The 23,161-nt window shown below is 63.3% G+C and carries 24 protein-coding genes and 1 pseudogene; 16 read left to right on the forward strand and 9 right to left on the reverse strand.

Annotated features, from left to right (window positions below):
- Positions 1-32: 32 nt before the first annotated feature.
- A pseudogene (locus ACNJX9_RS06545) lies at positions 33-1,722 on the forward strand (caspase family protein).
- A gap of 199 nt (positions 1,723-1,921) precedes the next feature.
- Here ACNJX9_RS06545 and ACNJX9_RS06550 read toward each other — a convergent pair.
- Positions 1,922-3,037 carry an ATP-dependent DNA helicase gene (locus tag ACNJX9_RS06550; protein ID WP_271597495.1) on the reverse strand — a complete coding sequence of 372 codons (1,116 nt, stop codon included), beginning with the start codon at positions 3,035-3,037 and terminating at the stop codon, positions 1,922-1,924.
- A gap of 175 nt (positions 3,038-3,212) precedes the next feature.
- On the opposite strand from ACNJX9_RS06550, the gene ACNJX9_RS06555 reads away from it, so the two are divergent.
- The 3 genes from ACNJX9_RS06555 to ACNJX9_RS06565 all read left to right on the forward strand — a co-directional run bounded on the left by ACNJX9_RS06555 (position 3,213) and on the right by ACNJX9_RS06565 (position 6,917).
- Entirely contained in the window at positions 3,213-4,322 is a 1,110-nt protein-coding gene (locus ACNJX9_RS06555; RefSeq protein WP_439408191.1) for a helix-turn-helix domain-containing protein, read from the forward strand.
- Positions 4,323-4,403: 81 nt separating this feature from the next.
- A complete protein-coding gene (locus tag ACNJX9_RS06560) occupies positions 4,404-5,642 on the forward strand; it encodes an acyltransferase family protein (RefSeq protein ID WP_439408192.1) in 1,239 nt (412 codons plus the stop codon).
- Positions 5,643-5,711: 69 nt separating this feature from the next.
- Positions 5,712-6,917, forward strand: coding sequence for an LLM class flavin-dependent oxidoreductase (locus tag ACNJX9_RS06565; RefSeq protein ID WP_057757397.1), 1,206 nt, complete (start codon positions 5,712-5,714; stop codon positions 6,915-6,917).
- Positions 6,918-7,026: 109 nt separating this feature from the next.
- Here the strand turns inward: ACNJX9_RS06565 and ACNJX9_RS06570 are convergent, their stop codons facing one another.
- Entirely contained in the window at positions 7,027-7,260 is a 234-nt protein-coding gene (locus tag ACNJX9_RS06570) for a DUF6894 family protein (RefSeq protein ID WP_439408193.1), read from the reverse strand.
- Positions 7,261-7,380: 120 nt separating this feature from the next.
- A complete protein-coding gene (gene rpsU / locus ACNJX9_RS06575; RefSeq protein ID WP_057757401.1) occupies positions 7,381-7,677 on the reverse strand; it encodes a 30S ribosomal protein S21 in 297 nt (98 codons plus the stop codon).
- Between the two features lie 448 nt (positions 7,678-8,125).
- Here rpsU and ACNJX9_RS06580 point away from each other — a divergent pair, with 448 nt between their 5' ends.
- The 3 genes from ACNJX9_RS06580 (at position 8,126) to ACNJX9_RS06590 (ending at position 8,940) form a co-directional block, all read left to right on the forward strand.
- Complete coding sequence (locus ACNJX9_RS06580) at positions 8,126-8,335, forward strand: cold-shock protein (RefSeq protein ID WP_057757404.1); 210 nt, start codon at positions 8,126-8,128, stop codon at positions 8,333-8,335.
- 97 nt (positions 8,336-8,432) lie between these two features.
- On the forward strand, positions 8,433-8,675 hold the full coding sequence (locus ACNJX9_RS06585) for a transcriptional regulator (RefSeq protein ID WP_220003233.1): 243 nt from the start codon (positions 8,433-8,435) through the stop codon (positions 8,673-8,675).
- Positions 8,676-8,715: 40 nt separating this feature from the next.
- Positions 8,716-8,940, forward strand: coding sequence for a hypothetical protein (locus ACNJX9_RS06590; protein WP_271597507.1), 225 nt, complete (start codon positions 8,716-8,718; stop codon positions 8,938-8,940).
- A 3-nt stretch (positions 8,941-8,943) separates the two neighbouring features.
- Here the strand turns inward: ACNJX9_RS06590 and ACNJX9_RS06595 are convergent, their stop codons facing one another.
- The 3 genes from ACNJX9_RS06595 to ACNJX9_RS06605 form a co-directional block, all read right to left on the reverse strand.
- Entirely contained in the window at positions 8,944-9,126 is a 183-nt protein-coding gene (locus ACNJX9_RS06595; RefSeq protein WP_057757409.1) for a hypothetical protein, read from the reverse strand.
- An 83-nt stretch (positions 9,127-9,209) separates the two neighbouring features.
- Positions 9,210-9,377, reverse strand: a complete 168-nt coding sequence (locus tag ACNJX9_RS06600; protein WP_439408195.1) for a hypothetical protein — start codon at positions 9,375-9,377, stop codon at positions 9,210-9,212.
- A 156-nt stretch (positions 9,378-9,533) separates the two neighbouring features.
- The gene (locus ACNJX9_RS06605; RefSeq protein ID WP_439408196.1) at positions 9,534-10,592 is read right to left on the reverse strand and encodes a LacI family DNA-binding transcriptional regulator; all 1,059 of its coding nucleotides are present in this window, start codon (positions 10,590-10,592) and stop codon (positions 9,534-9,536) included.
- A gap of 133 nt (positions 10,593-10,725) precedes the next feature.
- On the opposite strand from ACNJX9_RS06605, the gene ACNJX9_RS06610 reads away from it, so the two are divergent.
- The 8 genes from ACNJX9_RS06610 (at position 10,726) to ACNJX9_RS06645 (ending at position 19,195) form a co-directional block, all read left to right on the forward strand.
- Entirely contained in the window at positions 10,726-11,967 is a 1,242-nt protein-coding gene (locus ACNJX9_RS06610) for an ABC transporter substrate-binding protein (protein ID WP_439408197.1), read from the forward strand.
- A 76-nt stretch (positions 11,968-12,043) separates the two neighbouring features.
- On the forward strand, positions 12,044-12,922 hold the full coding sequence (locus tag ACNJX9_RS06615; RefSeq protein WP_439408198.1) for a carbohydrate ABC transporter permease: 879 nt from the start codon (positions 12,044-12,046) through the stop codon (positions 12,920-12,922).
- On the forward strand, positions 12,919-13,815 hold the full coding sequence (locus ACNJX9_RS06620) for a carbohydrate ABC transporter permease (protein WP_057757417.1): 897 nt from the start codon (positions 12,919-12,921) through the stop codon (positions 13,813-13,815). The genes ACNJX9_RS06615 and ACNJX9_RS06620 overlap by 4 nt, the downstream gene beginning before the upstream one ends.
- A gap of 6 nt (positions 13,816-13,821) precedes the next feature.
- Positions 13,822-14,907: an ABC transporter ATP-binding protein gene (locus tag ACNJX9_RS06625; RefSeq protein WP_439408199.1), complete on the forward strand. Its 1,086-nt coding sequence runs from the start codon at positions 13,822-13,824 to the stop codon at positions 14,905-14,907.
- Positions 14,908-14,938: 31 nt separating this feature from the next.
- On the forward strand, positions 14,939-15,700 hold the full coding sequence (locus ACNJX9_RS06630; RefSeq protein WP_439408201.1) for a sugar phosphate isomerase/epimerase family protein: 762 nt from the start codon (positions 14,939-14,941) through the stop codon (positions 15,698-15,700).
- Between the two features lie 4 nt (positions 15,701-15,704).
- Positions 15,705-16,874, forward strand: coding sequence for a Gfo/Idh/MocA family protein (locus ACNJX9_RS06635; protein ID WP_439408202.1), 1,170 nt, complete (start codon positions 15,705-15,707; stop codon positions 16,872-16,874).
- Between the two features lie 75 nt (positions 16,875-16,949).
- Positions 16,950-18,005, forward strand: a complete 1,056-nt coding sequence (locus tag ACNJX9_RS06640; protein ID WP_439408203.1) for a sugar phosphate isomerase/epimerase family protein — start codon at positions 16,950-16,952, stop codon at positions 18,003-18,005.
- A 14-nt stretch (positions 18,006-18,019) separates the two neighbouring features.
- On the forward strand, positions 18,020-19,195 hold the full coding sequence (locus ACNJX9_RS06645) for a Gfo/Idh/MocA family protein (protein WP_439408204.1): 1,176 nt from the start codon (positions 18,020-18,022) through the stop codon (positions 19,193-19,195).
- 305 nt (positions 19,196-19,500) lie between these two features.
- On the opposite strand, the gene ACNJX9_RS06650 is transcribed toward ACNJX9_RS06645, so the two are convergent.
- The 3 genes from ACNJX9_RS06650 to ACNJX9_RS06660 form a co-directional block, all read right to left on the reverse strand.
- Complete coding sequence (locus ACNJX9_RS06650; RefSeq protein ID WP_439408205.1) at positions 19,501-20,166, reverse strand: trimeric intracellular cation channel family protein; 666 nt, start codon at positions 20,164-20,166, stop codon at positions 19,501-19,503.
- Between the two features lie 61 nt (positions 20,167-20,227).
- Positions 20,228-21,478 carry a M20 family metallopeptidase gene (locus tag ACNJX9_RS06655; RefSeq protein WP_439408206.1) on the reverse strand — a complete coding sequence of 417 codons (1,251 nt, stop codon included), beginning with the start codon at positions 21,476-21,478 and terminating at the stop codon, positions 20,228-20,230.
- 71 nt (positions 21,479-21,549) lie between these two features.
- Positions 21,550-22,110, reverse strand: a complete 561-nt coding sequence (locus ACNJX9_RS06660; protein WP_057757430.1) for an NADPH-dependent FMN reductase — start codon at positions 22,108-22,110, stop codon at positions 21,550-21,552.
- 865 nt (positions 22,111-22,975) lie between these two features.
- Here ACNJX9_RS06660 and ACNJX9_RS06665 point away from each other — a divergent pair.
- Positions 22,976-23,137 (forward strand): hypothetical protein, encoded by a 162-nt coding sequence (locus ACNJX9_RS06665; RefSeq protein WP_083514745.1) that lies wholly within the window; start codon positions 22,976-22,978, stop codon positions 23,135-23,137.
- The last annotated feature ends 24 nt before the right edge of the window (positions 23,138-23,161 follow it).

Here is a 23,161-nt window from a genome sequence, read left to right on the forward strand (position 1 = left end):
ACTAAAAATGTGGCTGGAACAGACCTGACAACATGCTGCGCGTCGTCTCGCTGACATTTATCATGTTGCTCGCGGGCATCGTAACCGCCGCGGCGGACCCGCAAGCCGGCGACGACCTCGCCACCTGCAGGGATCGCCAGGCCGAGACCCAGGCGCGCACGACGGCCTGCGAGAACCTGCTCAACGCCAACCGCGTCACCGGCAAGGACAAAGCGCTCGCGCTCGTCATTCACGCCCAGGCGCTGATCGGCAAGCGCGATTATGACCCGGCGATCGAGGCGCTGACGTCAGCCATCGAGTTCGATCCGGACAATATCGGCGCGATCAACGTGCGCGGCGTCGCCCATGAGCACAAGGGTGAAGACGATCTCGCGATGGCCGATTACAATCTCGCCATCCAGCAGCGGCCGAATTTCGGTTTCGCCTACAACAATCGCGGGACCATTCAGCTGCGCCGCGGCGCGTTGCAGAGCGCGCTCGACGAATTTCAACCTGTCGATCAAATACACGCCGAAATTCCTGCTCGGGTGGACCAATCGGGCCCGTGTGCGCACGCTGATGAAGGACTATGACGGCGCGATCGCCGATTTCGCCGAGGCCGAGAAGATCGATCCGACCGCGCAGCAGATCGCGGCCAATCGCTGCACCACCTACGGCCTGATGGGCAAATACGATCTGGCCTTCGCCGACTGCAACGGTCTGATCGAGAAGCAGCCGAGGAACGTCTACGCGATCAACAATCGTGCCGATGTCAGCATGTTGAAGGGCGATCTCGACGCTGCGCTGAAGGACTACACCAATGTGATCCAGATCAGCCCGAACAATGTCCGCGCGCATTCCGGCCGCGGCCAGCTCTACGAGCGCAAGAACGACCTCGCCCAGGCCCGCGCAGACTACCGCGCGGCGGCCTATTCGCTAACGAAATTCGACGAGTACGACGTCGCCCGCGCCCGCGCCACCGCTCAGGCGCGGCTCGCGGCGCTGACACCGCAAACATCTGCAGGCGGGCCGAGCGGCCGGCGCGTCGCGCTGGTCGTCGGTAACGGCGCCTACAAGAATGTCCACGCGCTGCCCAATCCGCCGCGCGATGCGAAACTGATCGCGGGCGTGCTGCACGATGTCGGCTTCCAGACCGTGATCTCCGTCAGCGACCTGACCCGCGACAAGTTCTTCGACGCGCTGAAGACCTTTGCCGACGAAGCGGAGAAGGCCGACTGGGCGGTGGTCTATTATGCCGGCCATGGCTTCGAGATCGGCGGGGTGAACTACCTCGTTCCCGTTGATGCCAAGCTCGCCGTCGACCGCGACGCCGAGACGCAAGCGGTCGCGCTGGAGCAGGTGATCGCGGCGGTGGGCGCTGCGCGAAAAGTGCGCCTGGTGATCCTGGATGCCTGCCGCGACAATCCGTTTGCGCCGATCATGCAACACACGCTGTCGCTGAAGCTGGTCGACAAGGGCTTTTCCAACATCGAGCCCGGCGCCGGCTTCATGGTGGTCTACGCCGCCAAGCACGGCGAGACCGCGATCGACGGCGACAACGGCGCCGACAGCCCGTTCTCCACCGCACTCGCCCGCGAGATCAAGGAGCCGAGGGTCGAGATCCGGAAGCTGTTCGACATCGTCCGCGACGACGTCTGGTCCGCCACCAGGCACGTGCAACAGCCGTTCACTTACGGCTCGCCGCCGGGGCGCGAGGATTTCTATTTCGTCGCGGAGAAGTGAGATTTTGTAGCCCGGATGGAGCGCAGCGAAATCCGGGAATCGCGAGCGCGGAGCCACCCCCGCATTACGCTGCGCTCCATGCGGGCTACGGCAGCGCCGTAGGGTGGGCAAAGCGAAGCGTCCCACGCGCTGATTGCTTAAGGAGAGAGATCGTGGCCACGGCGCGTTGCGCCTTTGCCCACCCTACAGCAGCGGAGTTTTAGACCACAATACTCAACCGTTTCGCCGCGCGTGTGATCCCCGTATAGAGCCACCTCGCCCTCGACTCCTGAAACGCAAAGCTCTCGTCGAACAGCACGACGTCGTCCCATTGCGAGCCCTGCGACTTGTGCACGGTCAGCACGTAGCCATAGTCGAACTCGTCATAGGGCTTGCGCTGCTCCCAGGCGATCTGCTCGATGCCGCCCTCGAAGCAATCGGCGCGCACCGAGACTTTCGTCACCTTGTGGCCGAGCTCTTCATCCGGCGACAGCCGCATCGAGAGGATGCGCGATTTCGAGCGCGAGGTGTTGCGGGACTTGACGCGCCACAGGCCGCCGTTGAACAGGCCCTTCTTGCGGTTGTTGCGCAGGCACACCAGCTTGTCGCCGGCGACCGGAAAGACGTCCTCGATATTCTGCCGCTGCCGCACCCGCATATTGTAGGCGCGTCTTGTGTTGTTGCGGCCGACCAGCACCTGGTCGGCGCCCATCACGCGATCGGGGTCGAGCTCCTTGCGCGAGACCACCTCGCTCTCGCCGTAACGGCCGATGTCGAGCTCGCGGCCCTCGCGCACGTCCATCGACATCCGCACGATCGGATCGTCCTGGGCCTGGCGATGCACCTCGGTCAGCATCGCGTCCGGCTCGGAATTGGTGAAGAAGCCGCCGCCCTGGATCGGCGGCAGCTGCGCCGGATCGCCCAGCACCAGGAGCGGACAATCGAACGACATCAGGTCGCGGCCGAGTTCGGCATCCACCATCGAGCATTCGTCGATCACGATCAGCTTGGCTTTTGAGGCCGGCGCATCGTCCCACAATTCGAAGCTCGGCTGCTCCTCGCCGGATTCGCGGGCGCGGTAGATCAGCGAGTGGATGGTGGAGGCGTCATCGCACCCCTTGTTGCGCATGACGAGGGCCGCCTTGCCGGTGAAGGCGGCAAACTTCACCTCGCCGTCGACGCCCTCGGCGATATGCCGCGCCAGCGTGGTCTTGCCGGTGCCGGCAAAGCCGAACAGCCGAAACACCGGCGGCGTGCCGTTGCGCCCGGGTTTTGCCTTGAGCCAGTCGCCAACGGCCTTGAGCGCGGCATCCTGATGCGGAGTGAAAGTGGCCATATCTGTCTTGAGGAGGGGCGAAACGATGCGATTCGCCTGATCTCAAAACTAACCATTCCCCCCAAGGGTTCAAGCGCGGGGAGGCCGAGCTGTTGCCCCTGATCGCCGGCACAAGTTTGGATTGTGCCGGCATGGAGCCGATGCGAGAATTGGATGTCAAAGGGGAAGCGCAATAATGGGGCTCACGGCCATCGATCTCGGGCTTCGCGGCGCGGCCAGCGGCGTCTTCCTGTTGATCATCTTGGTGGCGCTGCAGCGTCGTGCCACCAGCCAGCAGGCCTTGCTGGGCATGGCCATGTCTGCCGGAGGCGCGTTCTACGCCATCGCGACCGCGCCTTACTTTCCCAAATCGTCATGGTGGTGGGTGTTGCCGATCCTGTCAGGGCAACCGGCCCTGTTCTGGCTGTGGGCACGTGCAGCGTTCGACGACGATTTCGTGCTGAGGCGATGGCACCGCGCCGTGTTGCTGGGCATCGTGGCCTTCGGCTTCGCGCTCACACTGGGCTGGGCCTACACGCCCGCTTTGGCCAGGGTCGGCGGCCAAGGCCTGGCGCTGCTCAATCTGGCGCTGGCGCTCGCGGCCGCGGTTCAGACGGTCAAGACCTGGCGTGCCGATCTGGTGGCGCGGCGCCGCCGGCTGCGGCTGGCGATATTGGCGATCAATGTCGGGCTCATCACTGTCTTCGTCGGCGCCGGCTTCGCCGCAATTCCCGTCGCTGTTCCCGGCGCGCCCGGCAGCCTTCCGGTCGCGCTCGTCCTGTGTGTGGTGGCGATGATGGCGGCAGTGACCTCTCTCGCCACGCCGCCGGCCGTGCCCGCCAATGACGCCTCGGCGGCCATCGCATCCGGCGACGTGCGCGGGGCCGATCGTGCTGCGACGGCTCGGGTTGTGGTTGACCCGATCCTGCTGCGGCGCCTCGACCAGCTCATGAGCGTGGAGCGCACCTACCGGCAGGAAGGTCTTGCGATCGGGGCGCTGGCGGCGCGGCTCCAGGTTCCCGAGCATCGGTTGCGCCAGGCCATCAACGAGGGCCTCGGCTATCGGAACTTCAATGCGTACCTCAACCATTATCGTATCGAGGACGCCAAACTGGCGCTCTCCGATGTGACGCAACGGGAGGTCCCGGTGCTGACCATCGCCATGGATGCGGGCTTCCAGTCGATCGGACCTTTCAACCGCGCCTTCAAGGCGGAGACCGGGCTCACGCCGACCGAATTCCGGCGCGAGGCGCTGAGCCGGCCGGTTTTGGCCTGCATCGGCGAGCCGCAACGAGAAATCGGCTAGCCGATTTTTGGATCGGGCGAGAGGAGCACGCCCTGCCAGGACAGATTGTGCGGCAGAAAGCCAGCCACCGAGAGCCCGTCCATGTCCCATTCGAGCGCAGTCACTCCCGCATCCGAACGTCTTCACGCCCTCGATGCCCTAAGGGGCATCGCGCTGCTGCTTGGCATCGTCCTGCACGCGACATTGTCGTTCGTGCCGTCCTCGCCCCGGTTCTGGGTCATCCAGGACACGCATCCAAGCCTGATCCTGAGCCTGCTGTCTTTCGCCATCCATGTCTTCCGGATGACGACGTTCTTCCTGATGGCCGGCTTCTTCGCCCGCATGGGCTTGCATCGCCGCGGCGCCCAAAGCTTCGTCCGGGACAGGCTGCAGCGGATCGGGCTGCCGCTCGTGATCGGCTGGCCGATCATCTTCACGCCCATGTACTTCATCGCGATCTGGGCGTCCCATTTCCCGAATGGCGGTTCGATCCAATGGGCGTCCAGCTGGCTGCCGCCCTTGCCGAATTTCCGCCTGACCCATCTCTGGTTTCTCTATGTGTTGCTGCAGCTCTATGCCGCCACGCTGCTGCTGCGGGGCGCGATCGTCTGGCTCGACGCGTCGGGCTCGCTGCGAACCGTCATCGACCGCCTCTTTGCGCGGATCATCCGCCATCCGCTGGCGCCGCTGGTGCTGGCGATCCCGATCGGCATCGCCTTCTGCCTCGACCCAAGATGGGTCAATGTGATGGGGGTGAGGACGCCGGATCAATCGCTCATCACCAATGCGCAGGCCTGGATCGGCTTCGGCACCGCCTTTGGCGTCGGCTGGCTGCTGCATCGGCGGATTGATCTGCTGCGCATCCTCGAGCGGCGCTGGCTTGCGCATCTCTTGGCTGCGCTCTGTCTGATCATGATCGGCTTCGTCTTGTCCGGCGTGATGCTGTCTGCCCCGGGTGCGCCGAAACTGCCATACAGCTTCGCCACGCTCCGGCTTGCCTCCGCCATCCTCTATGCGCCCGCGATCTGGATAACGACCTTCGCGGCGCTCGGGCTTGCGCTCCGGTTCATGTCCGGCTTCAGTCCGACATGGCGCTATCTCGCCGATGCCTCCTACTGGCTCTATCTGATCCACCTGCCGATCGTGATGGCGTTGCAGGTCGCGCTGTCGCAGCGCGACTGGCCCGCTTTGGTCAAATTCGCAATCATTCTCGTCGTTGCGATTCCGCTGATGCTTGCGAGCTATCATCTGATGGTGCGCTTCACCTTCGTCGGCGCGGTGCTGAATGGCCGCCGCGCAATGAGGCGCGTTCTCCCGCAAGGCGGAATTGCGACTGCGTAGACAGCGCCGCCTCACACATTAAGATGCCCGCAACAAGAACAAGCGGGCAAGAAAACTGGGAGACGCGTCATGAAGTTCGGCATCTTCTATGAGCTGCAACTGCCGCGGCCCTGGGTGGCCGGCGACGAGCTCGCCCTTTACCAGAACGCGCTCTCGCAGATGGAACTCGCTGACCGTCTCGGCTACGACCATGCCTGGGTGGTCGAGCATCACTTCCTCGAGGAATATTCGCACTCGCCTTCACCGGAATCGTTTCTTGCCGCCGCGAGCCAGCGCACCAAAAACATCCGCCTCGGCCACGGTATTCTCCAGCTCACCACCAACCATCCGGCACGCGTCGCCGAGCGTGTCGCGGTGCTCGACCTGCTCTCCAACGGCCGCTGCGAGTTTGGCATGGGCGAGAGCGCCTCGATCACCGAGCTGACGCCGTTCGGCCGCGACATGGAGACCAAGAAGGAGGTGTTCGAGGAGGCCGTCGCCGCGATCTTCCCGATGTTCAAGGACGCAGGCTCGGAGCATCACGGCAAATATTTCGACATCCCCTTGCGCAACGTCGTGCCGAAGCCGGTGCAGAAGCCGCACCCGCCGCTGTGGATGGCCTGCTCGCAGCTGCCGACCATCGAGCGCGCCGGCCGCCACGGCTTTGGTGCGCTCGGCTTCCAGTTCGTCAGTGCCGATGCTGCGCATGCCTGGGTGCACGCTTACTACAACGCCATGACGAAACGGCTGCACAAGCTTGCCGACTACGAGATCAACCCGAACATGGCGTTGGTGTCGTTCTTCATGTGCGCCAGGACCGATGAGGAGGCGCGTGCCCGCGCCGACGGCGCCACCTTCTTCCAGTTCGCGCTGCGTTTCTACGGTGCCGCGCAGAACCGCCAACGTCCGGCGCCGTACACGGTGAACATGTGGGACGAATATAACAAGTGGAAGCGCGACAATCCGGAGGCGCAGGAGGCCGCGCTGCGCGGCGGCCTGATCGGCTCACCCGAGACCATCAGGCGAAAGCTGAAGCGCTTCCAGTCCTCGCATATCGACCAGGTCATCCTGCTCAATCAGGCCGGCAAGAACAGCCACGAGCACATCTGTGAATCGCTCGAGCTGTTCGGCCGCGAAGTGATGCCGGAGTTTCAAAACGATCCGGCCCAGGCCGCCTGGAAGAGCAGCGTGATGAGCGGCGAGATCCAGCTCGAAGAGATCGATACTGAAGCCTTCACGGATCGCTACGGCAAGCTCGCGATCACTGTCGCCCCAGTGAAGGCCGCAGCTGGGTAGGGCTGCCCACCTCCACATCGTCGTCCTGGCTTTCGCCAGAACGTCTGCGAAGTGCTGCGCTTGCTCGCTGGGCCTGGTCACCTGAATTGCGATCGAAGTTCCGCCAGCTCTATTGCGTCGTTCTGTTGCTGCTGAAGATGAACGCCGCCTGAAACAAGCTCCCGCTGTCGGTGCGCACCTCGACCGCAACGTCTTCCCGTTCATCCAGGCTTGCGAGATCGCGCGCCAGGCCTGCCAGCGTCTCGGCTGCTTCTACTTCAGCTTCGCGCTGAGTTGGAAACTCCAGCCCTTCCTCGTCCGGATAGAGCCCGGTGCTGTCCCTGATGTCGAAATAATAGCGCATCACCGCATCACCCTCTGATGTGGCCCTGCTTCAACACCAGCGTTCGCAGGCGGTTCCTGATCACCGAGGGCGCCACCAGGTTCAATGCGAATCTGATAGGGACAGTGCAGCTGTCGCTTCTCACCTTGGGGAGATCGGAGCCTGGCTCGCGGACGCCGAAATCTGTGGAAGGGGCAGCTTGCGTTCGGGGAGCTTCTTCTTCGGAGGCGCCGGCAACAAGCCTTCCCTGATGGCCTGCTTGCGGGCGAGCTTGCGAGCCCGCCTGATGGCTTCGGATTTCTCGCGCGTCTTTCTCTCCGAAGGCTTCTCGTAAGCGCGCCGCTGTTTCATTTCGCGGAAGACGCCTTCCCGTTGCATCTTCTTCTTCAGGACACGAAGCGCCTGGTCGACATTGTTGTCGCGGACAAGAACCTGCATGGAAACTCCTCGCTGGGCTGCAAGATGGAATGATCCTGCACGCAGCCGATTGCGCAGGAGACCGGTGACGAATGGGAGAATGAGGGCGACCGCTGATGTCTTCGCCGGCCTCGAGCGCGCAGTTTGCGTGTTACGGCGATGCGGTTCAGTGGCGACGACGTGACCACCCCCGCGCGGCCAAGTCAACGACCAAGTCAATCGATAAAGGCCTTTGCGCGTGCCGGCGTTCCGTCTGGAAGGGCGCCAGAACAGTGTCAAAACCGCCGCTTTGAAAACAAATTGGCCGTATTCCTTGCAAAAGCGCAGATGTCGTGTATATTCACGTCATTCGATTAGCCGCTGTGCCTTGTTGATCGCGCCTGCGGGCTCCTTTTCCAAAGACATCGACGAAGTTGAAACGACCGCGTGATTGTCGCGCGGCATGCGCTTGCGCGCTTTGGAGAAGAGCATGACGACAGGTACAGTGAAGTGGTTTAACGGCCAAAAGGGCTTCGGATTCATTCAGCCGGACGATGGCAGCAATGATGTGTTCGTTCACATCAGTGCGGTCGAACGCGCCGGCCTTGCGGGCCTCGGTGAGGGCCAGAAGGTCAATTTCGAGGCCAAGACCGACAAGATGCGGGGCAAAGTCAGCGCAGAGAATCTCTCGCTGGCCTGATCTCGCTGCGCCGTTTCACGGATGTACTGAAACGGCTGTGATGCCCGCTCGATCCCCGGATTGAGCGGGTTTTGCCGATTGCACGACAGGGTGAAGGATGAACGCCAGGAAATCGGCTGTACCGTCGCCTGAAGCAATTGCGCGCTCTCATCGCCAGCGTCTGGCGGCCGAAGAGGGCGCACGGGCGATCGCGGATGTCGAACGGCAGGGTGTCGAGGTTCGCAAGAACATGGCGCGACTGCGCGAGTTGCGCGAAGCCAAGGAAGCCGCTGACGCCGTTATTGCAGCAACTTTGCCAGCACCGGCGCTGAAGAAGCGTGCAAGGAAGTCGCCGCGATAACCCAGGTCAGTGATCGTCTCAAGGATCGTCCCAAGCCGGAGTGCTGATCGTGCCCAGAGTGAAGTCGGACGGCGGTGGAACCATCACCTTCACGCTCGCGCACGGGGCGGCGCGGCAGATATGCAGACTTACGACGACGTTCCAGACCGAGAAGCAGGCCTTCAGCTATCTTCACAAATATCGCACCGAGTTCGAGCGGATCGCGCGGGCGCGCCTTGCTTCCGGGGAGCTCGAAGACGGGGTCGTCGTTCTCTCGATGCTCTAGAAGCTATTTGGAAGACTCTTTTGCGCGGTCTTCCCGTGCCAGACGCTCCGCCTTCAGGCGTTCGCGATTTTCTTGAAAGGTTCGCTCCGCTTTTGCGTAGTCGGTCATTGGCTTGGCTTTGGCGGTCGGCTTGAAAGCATTGTTGGCGTCCCGCAGATGGCGGGCCTTCGCGTCTTTTCTGATCATAGTCCCTCCATGAGCCCGACGATCCTCCGCCGGCATCTTGCGACCGCCCGTCAGGACGGTGCCTGCAGTCCAGGCGACGTCAGCTACTTGTTGACTTCGCCGGCGACGTCAAGCTGCCGCGCTTTTTGCAAGAGCTCGGTGCGGCGGACACCAAGGGGCATTTCCTTGGCCTGCTGGCGTAAACTGATCGCCTCTTGCGCCAGGCGATATTCGAATGTGTTCGATTGCTCCGGGGATCGTTGAGTTGACATGCTCATGCTCCGCTGTGGGGGTTGAGCGGGAGCGCGACATGCGTTCACATCACCGATAGATGCCAAGAGCCGCTCGATGGCAGTGAGACTGTGCGCTGTTGTCCGCGGGATAGCGAGCGCTTTGTTCGAGTTCCCGGCAGGAACAGGGATGCGCCGTCATTTTCTGTTGCGGGCCGATGGTGGACACGTGCTGTCGCGCAATATCAACGTGGCGGGAAGCTCGATATCCTTGCGCACCGCGGACTTCTCCGTCGTCATCAGTGCAATCAGCTCGGCGGCCGCGCTGGCGCCGAGTTCCCGACGCGGCTGCACAATGGTGGTCAAGGTCGGCTCGCAATAATCCGCATAGGGAATGCCGTCAAAGCCGACGACGGAGAGATCGTGCGGGATCCGCAGTCCCCCCGACTGCACGGTCTTGATCAGGCCGATCGCCATCTCGTCATTGGCGGCAAACAAGGCGGTCGGACGGACCTCCGGGCTGAGCGCAAGCAGCGCCCGGCCGGCCTCGACACCGGTTCGAAAGGTGAAATCGCCTGATATGATCAAGCCGCCCGCTGCAGCAATGCCGGCCTCTTTCAGGGCCTGCTTGTAACCTTCGAGACGCTGTCGTTCCAGGATGGTCGATTGCGGTCCCGACAGATAGGCGATGCTGGTATGCCCGAGCTTGATCAGATGCCGCACCGCCTCGCGTGCGGCGCCGACATTGTCGATGCAAACCTGCGGGAAGCTCGCGCCGGGAATATATTCGCAGGCCCCCACCAGCGGCACGTGCGCGTCGCGCAAGTCGCGGTCGCGACTGCGGATCACGTGACCGCACAGCAGCAGCACGCCGTCGGCCTGGCCGGCACAGACCAGGTCGACATAGCGCGCCTCCTTCTCCGGCGGACCGGCCAGATTGGCAATGACGAGACCGTAACCGGCGGCTGACAGCGTATCGTCGATGCCCTGCAGGATCTCTGCGAAGAACGGGTTGGCGATGTTGGGCACTGCCACAAGCACCACCATGGTCTTGCGGACGCGCAGATTCCTTGCCGAGATGTTCGGCGTATAGGAGGTGTCGCGGACCGCGGCGAGCACGCGGTTGCGCGTTTCCTCGCTCACCACTTCGGGCCGCGCCAGCGTCCGGCTCACGGTCGCGACCGACACGCCGGCAAGCCGCGCAACGTCGGCGATCTTCGCGGGCGGCCGACGGCTCTCCTTGGTGCGCTTGCTCATCTGCTGATCCAGATCCGGGCGGCCCTCGCCGCGCTTGCAAATTCCTACGGTTGTGATACGATCTTATGTAATCGATTACATGAACCTGTAAAGGGTCATCTGCCCGCAAACGGGCTTACACGGGAGGGAAGTCATGAAGCGAACGCTGCTAGCCGCGGTGGCCGTTGCCACGACGGCGCTTGTCTCGTTGCCGGCCAACGCCCAGGAGATGAAGGCGGAGGTGATCCACTGGTGGACCTCCGGCGGTGAGGCCGCCGCCGTGAAGGTGTTTGCCGACCAGTTCACCAAGGCAGGCGGCACCTGGATCGATAGCGCCGTCGCCGGCGCGGCGAACGCACGAAACGCAGCGATCACCCGCACCGTTTCCGGCAATCCGCCGACCGCCATGCAACTCAACACCGGCAAGCAGTTCGACGAATTGGTGGAAGGCGATTTGCTCGCCGATGTCGATGCGGTCGCAGCCGAAGGCAATTGGAAAGGCGTGATGCCCGCCGCGATCATTGCCGCGGCGACCCGCAACGGCAAGATGTATGCAGTGCCGATCAACATCCACGGTCAGAACTGGCTCTGGTACAACAAGGCCGTGCTCGCCTCCGTCGGCGCCGACGAGCCGAAGAGCTGGAATGACGCGCTCGTCATTCTCGACAAGCTCAAGGCCGACGGCAAGGTGATCCCGCTGGCCTTCTCGGGCCAGAAGAACTGGGAGCAGAATCTGTTCAACGCGGTCATGATCGGCGTCGGCGGCGCGCAGATGTGGACCGGCATCCTCGGCAAGCGCGACGCGGCGCTGGCGCAGAGCCCCGAGTTCAAGACGGTCGCCGTCACCTACAAGAAGCTGAAGGACTATGTCGATCCCGGCGCGCCCGGCCGCAACTGGAATGACGCGACCAACATGGTCATCCAGGGCAAGGCCGCGATGCAGATCATGGGCGACTGGGCCAAGGGCGAGTTCGTCGCCGCCGGCAAGGTCCCCGACAAGGACTATGGCTGCACCGTGCTGTCCAATGGCAGCGGCGGCTATGTGATGGGCGGCGACGTGTTCGTCTTCCCGAAAGCCAAGGACCCCGCCACCACCAAGGCGCAGCTGACCTTGGCGAAATTGATGCTGACACCGGAGACGCAGATTCAGTTCGCGCTGAAGAAGGGCTCGATCCCGGTGCGGAGCGATGTCGATGCGTCAGCCCTGGACGCGTGCGCCCAGAAGGGCATGCGCTATGTCGCCGACAAGGCCCAGCAAATGCCGTCCGGCGACATGCTGGCGCCGCCCGCTCTGACCGGCGCGCTGCAGGATGCCATCTCGCAATATTGGAACACCAATATGAGCGCCGACGAGTTCTCCGCCAAGGTTGCTGCGGTGCTGAAATCCGCAGAGTGAAGCATCGCAAGGGGCGGCCGGCGAATGGTCGGCCGCCTCTCCTGATCCGTCGATCCCTCTCCAACCCGGCGACACGATGCGTCTTTCGCTGACCTCCCGATTGTCCGTGATCTCGGCGCTCCTGCCGGCGCTGATGGTGATGCTCGTCGTCTATATCGGTGCCACGAGCTGGACGGCGTGGATGTCGCTGACCAATTCGCGGATGTTGCCGAACAACAACTTCATCGGCTTCCGGCAATATCAACTGCTGTTCAGCAACGATCGCTGGCTCACCTCGGTCCACAACATCGTCATCTACGGCGTGCTGTTCGTCTCGCTGGCGCTGCTGATCGGGTTCCTGCTGGCGGTCGCGATCGACCAACGGGTGCGAGCCGAGGACACCATCCGCTCGATCTACCTCTATCCCTATTCGATGTCCTTCGTGGTCACGGGGCTGGTGTGGCAGTGGCTGCTGAACCCGACGCTCGGCGTCCAGTATGTGCTGCGCAGCTGGGGCTTCGCGGGTGCAAGTTTCGACTGGATCGTGCGGCCGGAGACCGCGATCTACTGCCTGGTGATCGCCGGCGTCTGGCAGGCCTCGGGCCTGGTGATGGCGATCATGCTGGCGGGTCTTCGCGGCATCGACGATGAAATCTGGAAGGCGGCGCGGGTTGACGGCCTGCCGAAATGGCGGGTCTACGTCTCCATCATCATCCCGATGATGGGCGCCAGCTTCGCGACGGCGGCCGTGCTGCTCTCGACCGCCGTCGTGCGTCTCTACGACCTGTCGGTGTCGATGACCAATGGCGGCCCCGGCATCGCGTCCGAAGTGCCCGCCAAGTTCGTCATGGACCATCTGTTCGAGCGGGCCAATATCGGCCTTGCGACCGCGGCCGCCACCACCATGCTGGTGACCGTGATCGCAGTCGTCGCGCCCTATCTCTATTGGCGCGCGCGCAAGGGAGAGGTGCGATGAGCGCGATCACTCTTGGCGCGGTCAGGCCAAGATTCAGGCCAAGGCGCATCAGCCCGGCGCGCTGGGGCCTCTATGCCTTCATCCTGATCACGGCACTGTATTTCCTGCTGCCGCTTTATGTCATGATCGTCACGTCGCTGAAGCCGATGGCGGAGATCCGGCAGGGCCATCTGCTCGCGCTCCCGGCCTCGCCGAGCCTCGCGGCATGGGTCAAGGCCTGGACGTCGGCCTGCACCGGCCTCACCTGCGAGGGCATCAGGACCGGTTTTTTCAATTCGCTGCGCATATTGCTGCCGTCGGTGGTGATCTCGATCGTGGTGGGATCGTTGACCGGCTACGCGCTGTCGCTGTGGCGCGTGCGCGGCGCAAACATCCTGTTCGGCGCGATGATGATCGTCGCCTTCATCCCGTACCAGGTGTTCATCTATCCGCTGGTGCGGGTGTTCTCCTTCACCGGGCTCGGCCAGTCGCTTGCCACCATCGTGACCATTCACACGATCTTCGGGCTTCCGACCATGACGCTGCTGTTCCGCAACTACTTCGCCTCGCTGCCGGTCGAATTGTTCAAGGCCGCGCGCATCGACGGCGCCGGCTTCTACCAGATCTATGCCCGCATCATGATGCCGATGGCGACGCCGATGATCGTCGTCGCGGTGATCCTGCAGACCACCGGCATCTGGAACGATTTCATCCTCGGCCTGGTGTTCGCTGGCCGCGACAATCTGCCGATGACCGTGCAGCTCAACAACATCGTCAACTCGACGCAGGGCGAGCGCGCCTACAATGTCGACATGGCGGCCACGCTTCTGACCGCACTGCTGCCGCTCGTGATCTATTTCGGCTCCGGCCGCTGGTTCGTTCGCGGCATCGCCGCGGGCGCTGTGAAGGGCTGAGGCAACATGGAACGCTGCAACGTCGATATCACGAAGCTGCAGATCGGCTTTGGCGGCTTGAAGGTTCTGGAAAACCTCGACCTTCATGTCGACGCCTCCGAATTCCTCGTGCTGCTCGGCCCCTCCGGCTGCGGCAAGTCGACCCTGCTGAACGCCATCGCCGGACTGATCGAGGTCAAGGGCGGCCAGATCCGGATCGGCGATCGCGACGTGACCTGGGCCGAGCCGAAGGATCGCGGCATCGCCATGGTGTTCCAGAGCTACGCGCTCTATCCGCGCATGAGCGTGCGCAAGAACCTGTCCTTCGGGCTGAAAGTCGCGCGCACGCCGCAGGACGAGATCGACAGCCGTGTCGGCGAGGCCGCAAAGATGCTGCGGCTGACCGAGCTGCTCGACCGCCGTCCGTCCGAACTCTCCGGCGGGCAGCGCCAGCGCGTCGCGATCGGCCGCGCGCTGGTGCGTCATGCCGGCGTCTATTTGTTCGACGAGCCGCTCTCTAATCTCGACGCCCAATTGCGTGCCGAGCTCAGGGTCGAGATCAAGCGCCTGCACGCGCGCCTCGGCGCCACCATGATCTACGTAACGCACGACCAGATCGAGGCGCTCACCCTTGCCGACCGTATCGCCGTCATGCAGGGCGGCGTCATCCAGCAGCTCGATACGCCGAAGAAGATCTATCGCGAGCCGGCCAACCGCTTCGTGGCCTCCTTCGTCGGCTCGCCCGCGATGAATTTCCTGCGCGGCCGGATCCTCCGCGATGGCGCCCCGGTGTTCATCGCCGGTGACGTCAGGTTCGACCTGAACGGCTACGCGTTCCGCATCCCGCCATCAGATGCGCCGGCTATCCTCGGTATCCGCCCCGAGCACATCGAGATCGTCGGCTCCGAGCATCCATCCGCCGTGACGGCACGTGTCGAGATGGTGGAACCGATGGGCGCCGACGCGCTGATCTGGTGCCGCCTTGCCGACGGGACCGCGTTCTCCTTCCGCGCCGATGCCGATGCAAAGGCGGGTGCGGGCGATAGCCTTGCCTTGCGGTTTCCAGCCGAAGCCTTCTCCCTGTTCGACGACCAGAGCGGACAGCGTCTTTAACTCCGCAACCCACCTCGCAAGAGACCCCAGCATGACCACGCCGATAGACCTCCTGTCCTTCCAGCTCTATTCCGCCCGTTCGATCGAACCGCTCGAGGCGCAGTTCAAACTGCTTGCCGGCCTCGGCTACAGGATGGTCGAGCCCTGGGGGGCGCTGGTCAACGACCCCAATACGTTGAAGCGGCTGCTCCAGCAGTATGGCATGACCGCGCCGAGCGCGCATGTCGGGCTCGACCGGCTGCGCGCCGACGCCGCCGGCACCGCGAAGCTCTGCAAGGGATTGGGGATCGATACGGTCTTTGCCCCGGCGCCGCCACCCGGCGAACGCGAGGGTGGCGAGACGGAGTGGCGCGGCATCGGGCGCGAGCTGGCCGCGATCGGCAAGGCGGTAACAGGCGAGGGGCTGCGCTTCGGCTGGCACAACCACCATTGGGAATATGGCCGCGCCGCGAGCGGGCTGAGCTATCTCGAATGCCTGTTCGAGGAAGCACCCGAGCTGGTCTGGGAGGCGGATCTCGCCTGGATCGTGCGCGGCAACGGCGATCCGGTCGCCGAAATCAAGAAGCACGCGCGGCGCCTGGTCGCCTGCCACATCAAGGACCTCGCACCTTCAGGGCAATGCCTGGACGAGGACGGCTGGGCCGATCCCGGCCACGGCACCATGGACTGGGCGGCGTTGCTGGCCGCGATGAAGGAAGCGAACGTGTCGCTGTTCGTCGCCGAACATGACAAGCCGAACGACGTCGCCCGCTTCGCGCGCCGGGCGCGCGAGACCGTGGCCGCTTGGAACTGACGGAATGAGTGACATGAGCAAGCTCGGCGTCGGCGTCATCGGATGCGGCAACATCTCGACGATCTACCTGCGGAACATGCCGAACTTCCGCGATCTCAGGCTGGTCGCCTGCGCCGATCTGCGCCCCGAGGTCGCGCGCGACCAGGCCGGGCCGTTCGGCATCGAGGCCTTGACGATCGAGGCGCTGCTGGCGCGTCCCGACATCCAGATCGTCGTCAATCTCACCACCCCCAACGCGCATTTCGCGGTCAGCCACGCCGCGCTGACCGCCGGCAAGCATGTGTTCGGCGAGAAGCCGATCACGGTCGAGGCCGCCGATGCAGCCGCGCTGGTCGCCGAAGCTGCGCAGCGCGGCCTCAAGCTCGGCTGCGCGCCCGACACGTTCCTCGGTGGCGGCGGCCGGACCGCGCGCGAGCTCGTCGATGCCGGCAGGATCGGCAAGGTGCTCTACGGCACCTGCTTTCTGATGTCGCACGGGATGGAGCACTGGCACCCGGATCCCACCTTCTTTTTCAAGCCTGGCGGCGGACCCATCCTCGACATGGGGCCTTATTACCTGGCGGCCCTGATCAATCTGTTGGGATCGGTGACGCATGTGCAGGGACGCGCGAGTTCCGGCTTCGCCACGCGGCTCGTCTCCTCGAAAGGGCCGATGAACGGCAAGTCGATTCCGGTGGAGACTCCGACGACGGTGATGGCGCTTCTTCACTTCGAGACAGGCGCCGACATCGTCTTCACCATGAGCTGGGACGTGTGGAAGCACGGACATGCACCGATCGAGCTGTACGGCACCGAGGGATCGCTGCGCGTGCCGGATCCGAACTTCTTCGGAGGCGTGGTGCAATATACCGAGAAAAGCAGCGACTGGATTTCGCTCGCAGCCGATGACCGCGCGTTCGGCAAGCCGAATTGGCGCTCGCCGAACTGGCCCGATCACATGCCGAGCCAGGCCAATTACCGCTGCCTCGGTGTCGCTGACCTCGCCAGCGCGGTGTTGCATGGCACGCCGCATCGCGCCTCCGGCGCGCTGGCAAGCCATGCGCTCGAGGTGATGCACGCCACCCTGAAGGCGGGTGTCGAGGGCGGCGAGATCGCCGTGCAATCGCGCGTCGATCGGCCCGCCGCCATGTCCGAGACCGACGCCCTGGCGCTGTGGGCGGCGGAGACGTTCTGAGGCCCGACAGGGGTGGCGGCCTCGCCGTATCGTTGCTCAGGCCGCCACGCGAAACAAGCAAGAAGGAATCATGCGATGAAGATGATCAAGGGACCGGCAATTTTCCTCGCCCAGTTCGCATCCGACACGGCGCCGTTCAATTCCTTCGATTCAATCTGCAAATGGGCCGCCTCGCTCGGCTATATCGGCGTCCAGATTCCGAGCTGGGATGGGCGGCTGTTCGACCTGAAGAAGGCGGCGGACTCGCAAGGCTACGCCGACGAGGTGAAGGGTATCGCTGCCCGTCACGGTCTCGCGATCACGGAGCTTTCGACCCATCTCCAGGGCCAGCTTGTCGCCGTTCATCCGGCCTACGACGCCGTGTTCGACGGCTTCGCCGTGCCTGAAGTGCGCGGCAATCCGAAAGCGCGCACCGAATGGGCCGTCGACCAGGTCAAGTCGGCGATCCGCGCCTCGAAGCGCCTCGGGCTCAGCGCGCACGCGACTTTCTCAGGCGCACTCGCCTGGCCCTATATTTATCCGTGGCCGCAACGTCCGCCCGGCCTCGTCGAGGAGGCCTTCGACGAGCTCGCCAGGCGATGGCGGCCGATCCTCGACCATGCCGACGCGCATGGCGTCGATATCGCCTACGAGATACACCCCGGCGAAGATCTGCACGACGGCGTCTCCTATGAGATGTTCCTCGAAAGGGTGAACAACCATCGCCGCGCCAACCTGCTCTACGACCCCTCGCACTTCGTGTTGCAGCAGCTCGACTATCTCGACTACATCGATATCTACCACGACCGCATCAAGGCCTTTCACGTCAAGGACGCCGAGTTCAACCCGACCGGCAGGCAGGGCGTCTATGGCGGCTTCCAGAGCTGGGTGAACCGGGCCGGCCGCTTCCGTTCGCCGGGTGACGGGCAGATCGATTTCGGTGCGGTGTTCTCGAAGCTGACGCAGTATGATTACGGCAGTTGGGCCGTGCTCGAATGGGAATGCGCGTTGAAGCATCCCGAGGACGGTGCGCGCGAGGGCGCCGAGTTTATCAAAAACCATATCATCCGCGTCACCGAAACGGCCTTCGACGATTTCGCCGGCGCCGGCACCGACGTCGCGATGGTCCGCAAGGTGCTCGGCATCTCCTGAAAGCGAGGCAACAGATGGCAATCGAGGCAGGCAACGAGACCGGGGGTCACCGCCGTATCCGGCTCGGCATGGTCGGCGGCGGGCAGGGGGCTTTCATCGGTTCGGTGCATCGCATTGCTTTCAGGATCGATGACCAGTTCGAGCTCGTGGCCGGTGCACTTTCATCCGAGCCTGGTCGCGCCAAAGCTTCGGCAAAGGAGCTCGGGATCGCCGCGGATCGCGCCTATGGCAGCTTTGAGGAGATGGCCCGAGCGGAAGCCGCCCGGCCTGATGGCATCGAGGCGGTCTCGATCGTCACCCCCAATCACATGCATGGCCCGGTGGCAAAGGCCTTCCTCGCAGCCGGCATCCACGTGATCTGCGACAAGCCGCTGACCACGACCGTCACGGAAGCCGAGGAGCTGGCGGCGCTGGTGCAAAAGACCGGCAAGGTCTTCGTCGTCACGCATAATTATGCCGGCTATCCCATGATCCGCCAGGCCCGCGCCATGGTGGCATCAGGTGATCTCGGCGAGATCAGGCTGGTCCAGGCCGAATATCTCCAGGACTGGTTGACGGAGCGGCTTGAGGCCACGGGCCAGAAGCAGGCGGCATGGCGCACCGATCCGGCCCGCTCCGGCGCCGGCGGCTGCATCGGCGACATCGGGACTCATGCCTATCATCTCGCGTGCTTCGTCAGCGGGCTCCAGCTCGACGAACTGCTTGCCCAGCTCTCGACCTTCGTGCCGGGGCGGCTGCTCGACGACGACGTCCAGATCCTTCTGAGGTGGAAGGGAGGTGCCAAGGGCATGCTCTGGGCGAGCCAGGTCGCGGTCGGCAATGAGAACGGCTTGAAGCTGCGCGTCCACGGCACCAAGGGCGGTCTCGAATGGGCGCAGTCCGATCCGAACTATCTCTGGTTCACGCCCTACGGCCAGCCGAAGCAGCTGCTGACCCGCGCAGGCGCTGGCGCGCTGCCGGAGGCGGGCCGCGTCAGCCGCATCCCGTCAGGTCACCCCGAAGGCTACCTCGAGGGATTTGGGACCATCTATGCCGAAGCCGCGCGCGCCATTCGCGCCGCCGCGGCCGGCGTCGAACCCGATCCGGCGGTGATCTATCCGACGGTGCATGACGGGCTTGCCGGCATGAAGTTCATCGACGCCGCGGTGAAATCATCCGCGGCCAATGGCGCCTGGGTCCGCGTCGGTTGATAAGCTCCGCCCGCAAGGTTTGCAGACAATTTGAGCCTGCTGCTGGCCGTCAGCGACGTTGCCGAGCGCTTCGTCGAGATCCGCTCGGTACGGCAAGGCGGACCGGATTTGTGCCCGTTGAGTTCTTCGCATTTTGGCCCGAAGGGGCCAATAGTCGATGACACATCCTAACGTCCAAGGCACAGCTCTGCGGCGGGTTGCGCGGCGTTCGGATTGATCGGAAATGACAAAGGCCGATCAACCATCAGCATACGTTCGCTTGGCTGCGGAGCGTGCCGTGGGCCTCGCTCGGCGACTTCAGCCGCCTAGCGACGCCCGGCAGCTTTCGAGTCTTCCTTCTGGATCCCGAGGTCTTGTCGTTTGGCCCCTTTCGCCACCGGAAGCCGCCAACCACGTCTGATCGCCATGACCCGAAGCAGGAAGCATGAAATCAGCGCGACTGTCGTCACCGCAGCCACCGGTAGCTGCAGCACGTGGCCGATCACCACGACGGCAGCTGCCGCCAGCGCAGCGACCGCGTAGAGGTCGGCGCGCAGGACGGTCGGTATCTCGGCGAGCAGCACGTCGCGCACCATGCCGCCGCCGATCCCGGTAACCATTCCAAGGACGGTAGCCATCACAGGATTGAGCCCGAACGATAGCGCCTTTGACGAGCCTGTGACGGCAAAAAGGGCAAGTCCCGCTGCGTCGAGATAAAGTACCGCGTTCGACATCCGGACGATGACGGGCGAGAAGTAGAAGGTGACGAGCCCTGCGACGAGCGAGACGCCCAGATAACGCCAGTCGCCGACGGCTCCCGGAGGCACCGCGCCTATCAGGAGGTCGCGGGTGATACCCCCCGAGTTTCCTGCTGCGAAAGACAAGACCATGACGCCGAAGAGGTCTAGACCGCGCTTGGTCCCCGCCAATGCCCCGCTGAGTGCGAAGACGAAAGTCCCGGTCAGGTCGAGTACGACAGGCAGCTTGTCCATCACTCGGCTTTCCTTGCCTTAACCCTCGAGCGAGTGAGGGCGGTCCGGCGCTTAGCGTTCACTATGCCGTAAGCCAGGCGCGGGCGGCAACGACCAGCGCTTCGACGCCGGTCCGCAGCGTCGGGTGAAGAACGGGGGCGAATTTGGGACTATGGTTCACCGGAAGTTCGTTGATTCTATTCGCATGCTTGGCCTTCGCGTAAATTTCCGGATCGGTGCCGCCGACGAACCAGAAGACCGAGGGCACATGCCATTCTGAACCGAACGAACCGAAGTCCTCGCTGGCAGGGGCTGGTCCTGTCGCCCGGACACGGTCGGCGCCAAAGTGACTCCGGAATGCGTCCACCACCCGGCTGGTGGCTTCCTGGTTGTTCACGTTCAGAGGGTAGCGATCGATGGTCGTGATCTCCGGCGGCCGCGGCGCACCAGAAGCTGCTGCCTCGGCATTGGCGATTCGCTCAATCGCAGCCAGTACCCGTGAGCGCACGCCGGCATCGAAGGTCCGCACGTTCAGCTTGATGATGGCTTCGTCCGGGATGACGTTTTCCTTGGTGCCTGCCTGCAGGACCCCCACTGTCAGCACCGCGGCGTCAGCGGCAGCCAGTTCGCGCGAGACGATGGTCTGCAGCCGTAGCACGGTCGAAGCGGCCATCACGACGGGATCAATGCTGGCTTGCGGCATCGAGCCGTGCGCGCCTCGTCCGAACAGGCGTATCTGCAAGCTGTCCGCCGCTGACGTGATCGCGCCGGCGCGGCCGGCGACCGTGCCGGAAGGGCCAACCATGACATGCTGGCCCAGGATCACGTCAGGTTTCGAAAAGCGCTTGAACAGACCGTCGTCAATCATGGCCTGCGCGCCTTCACCCGTTTCCTCCGCGGGTTGGAAGACCGCCATGAGCGTGCCCCGCCAAGAGGTCTTGGCTTCCGCCATAAGCTTAGTGGCGCCCGCAAGCCATGTGACATGCATGTCGTGGCCGCACATGTGCGACACTGGCACCGTATTGCCGTCCTTGTCCGTCGCCGTCACCTTGCTCGCATACGCAAGGCCGGTCGCTTCCTGAATCGGCAGCGCGTCCATGTCGGCGCGCAGCATGACCGTGGGTCCCTGGCCGTTTCGAAGAAGTCCAACGACCCCGGTCTTACCTATACCGGTCGTCACTTCGTAGCCGGCGGCGCGAAGCCGGTCCGCCGCCAATCCCGCCGTGCGAGTTTCCTGCATGGAGAGCTCCGGATGCGAGTGTACATCCTTGTAGACAGCTTCCAGATCGGGAAGCATTCCGTCGAGGGTTTGCAGAGCCTTGGTCTCGCTCATGGTTCCGATCCTTGTGAGATTTCGCCGAGCTAACTTGCGGCGGTCTGGGATAGCCCATGGTCGCTTTTCCGTTACCGCTTGCTGTTGGCTACGATCCACGATTCAAATGCATCCATGAACTGCTGCAGGAACTTGCGCGTCCCCTCGTTGACGAGCTTGCCATCAGCGTCGAAGAGCTTGTCGGCTCCGCCGAGATAGGCTTCCGGCTGCGGCATCGCTGGCACGTTAAGAAACACCAGAGACTGCCTCAAATGGTGGTTAGCACCGAATCCGCCGATGGCTCCCGGCGAAGCGCTGACGACTGCTCCAGGCTTGCCGTTCCAAGCACTCCTGCCGTACGGACGCGATCCGATATCGAGCGCGTTCTTCAGTGCGGCCGGCACTGACCGGTTGTGCTCGGGCGTGACGAAGAGAACGGCATCTGCAGCCCTGATGCGCTCACGAAAAGAAGTCCATACAGCAGGCGGCGCCTCGTCACTATCTTGGTTGTAGATCGGGAGCTGGCCTATTTCGATGTCACTGAGCTTCAATGACGCGGGGGCGAGCTGGCCTAGCGCATTCGCCAGTTTGCGATTAATAGACTGCTTCCGGAGACTGCCAACGAGCACCGCGACGTCGCGTGTTTCGGTCATGGTATGCCTCCTTCGGCATCGTTGATCGCGGACGCGCCAAATTCACCAAATCGCAAGCGGCGCCGCATCCTAATTCTTCAGCAGAAAATCGTCATCTGCGCTGGTCCGGTGGGCGTGCAAGTCACCCCCTCAACGGGCAGAACCGTTCTGGTGCTTCCGAATAAGCCCGGCCGAACATGCCAGCCCTTGTGACCTTTTTGAGCGACTTCTTTGCTGGTGAGCCCATCTTGCATCCCGAACCTGCAGAGGTTCGCGCTGTTCCAACACAACACCGTGCTCGCCGCCCACGGGGTCATTGATAAATCCTATCGCTTCACGAGTCCGGAATTGGCCCGAAGGCGAAGGTCGGCTCCGCTGTCCCGTACGTCGGCAGCCGGGATTAGACCGGTCATCCCAAAAGCGCGGCCAAATCGACACGAATGACCCTAACCGGCCATACAGCTACGAGAACTTTATTAGAGCGTTCGCCTGCGCCGCTTGGCCCAAACACCTCGGACTTTCGATCGTTTGCGGCTGCTTCTCTCGACAGTCTCCAATACCCGGGCGCGGAGATTCCGAAGTTCTGCAAGTTGAGAGTTGAGAAGCCAGACCCGTTGTTTCAAGATGACCATACGGTCGCAAATCCGCCCACGACGACTCATTATAAGCCCCAAGAGCTGCAACTGCTGAAAAATACTGACGTCCGTAAAAGCACGTTCAGTTGGAGGCTAGCGTCGTTTTACGTAAAAGATGTGAAGCGGCACACATGCGGCAGGAAAAGTATTCTTCAGTGCAGCCGTCATAAATCCGTAATGTTAGGGCACAGAGCTTCTCGTGGGTGACGGCCTTGTCTGTTGTGGCATCGTCGCCAGTATGGGAGTGCGACATGACGGAAAACACGCAATTGCAGGAAGATCGACGCAGCCGTTTATTGGAAGCCGCGAGCCGCGAGATGGCGCGGTTTGAGCGGCAAGAGAGCGAATTTCGCAAGAAGGATCGCGAGGAGCGCGCGGCCGCATTACGGCTTCCATTGGACCAGATCAATTAGGTGCGTCACATCACCCTCATCTGG

It is taken from the genome of Bradyrhizobium sp. BLXBL-03 (genome assembly GCF_051853015.1).
GTDB classification, from domain to species: Bacteria; Pseudomonadota; Alphaproteobacteria; order Rhizobiales; family Xanthobacteraceae; genus Bradyrhizobium; species Bradyrhizobium manausense.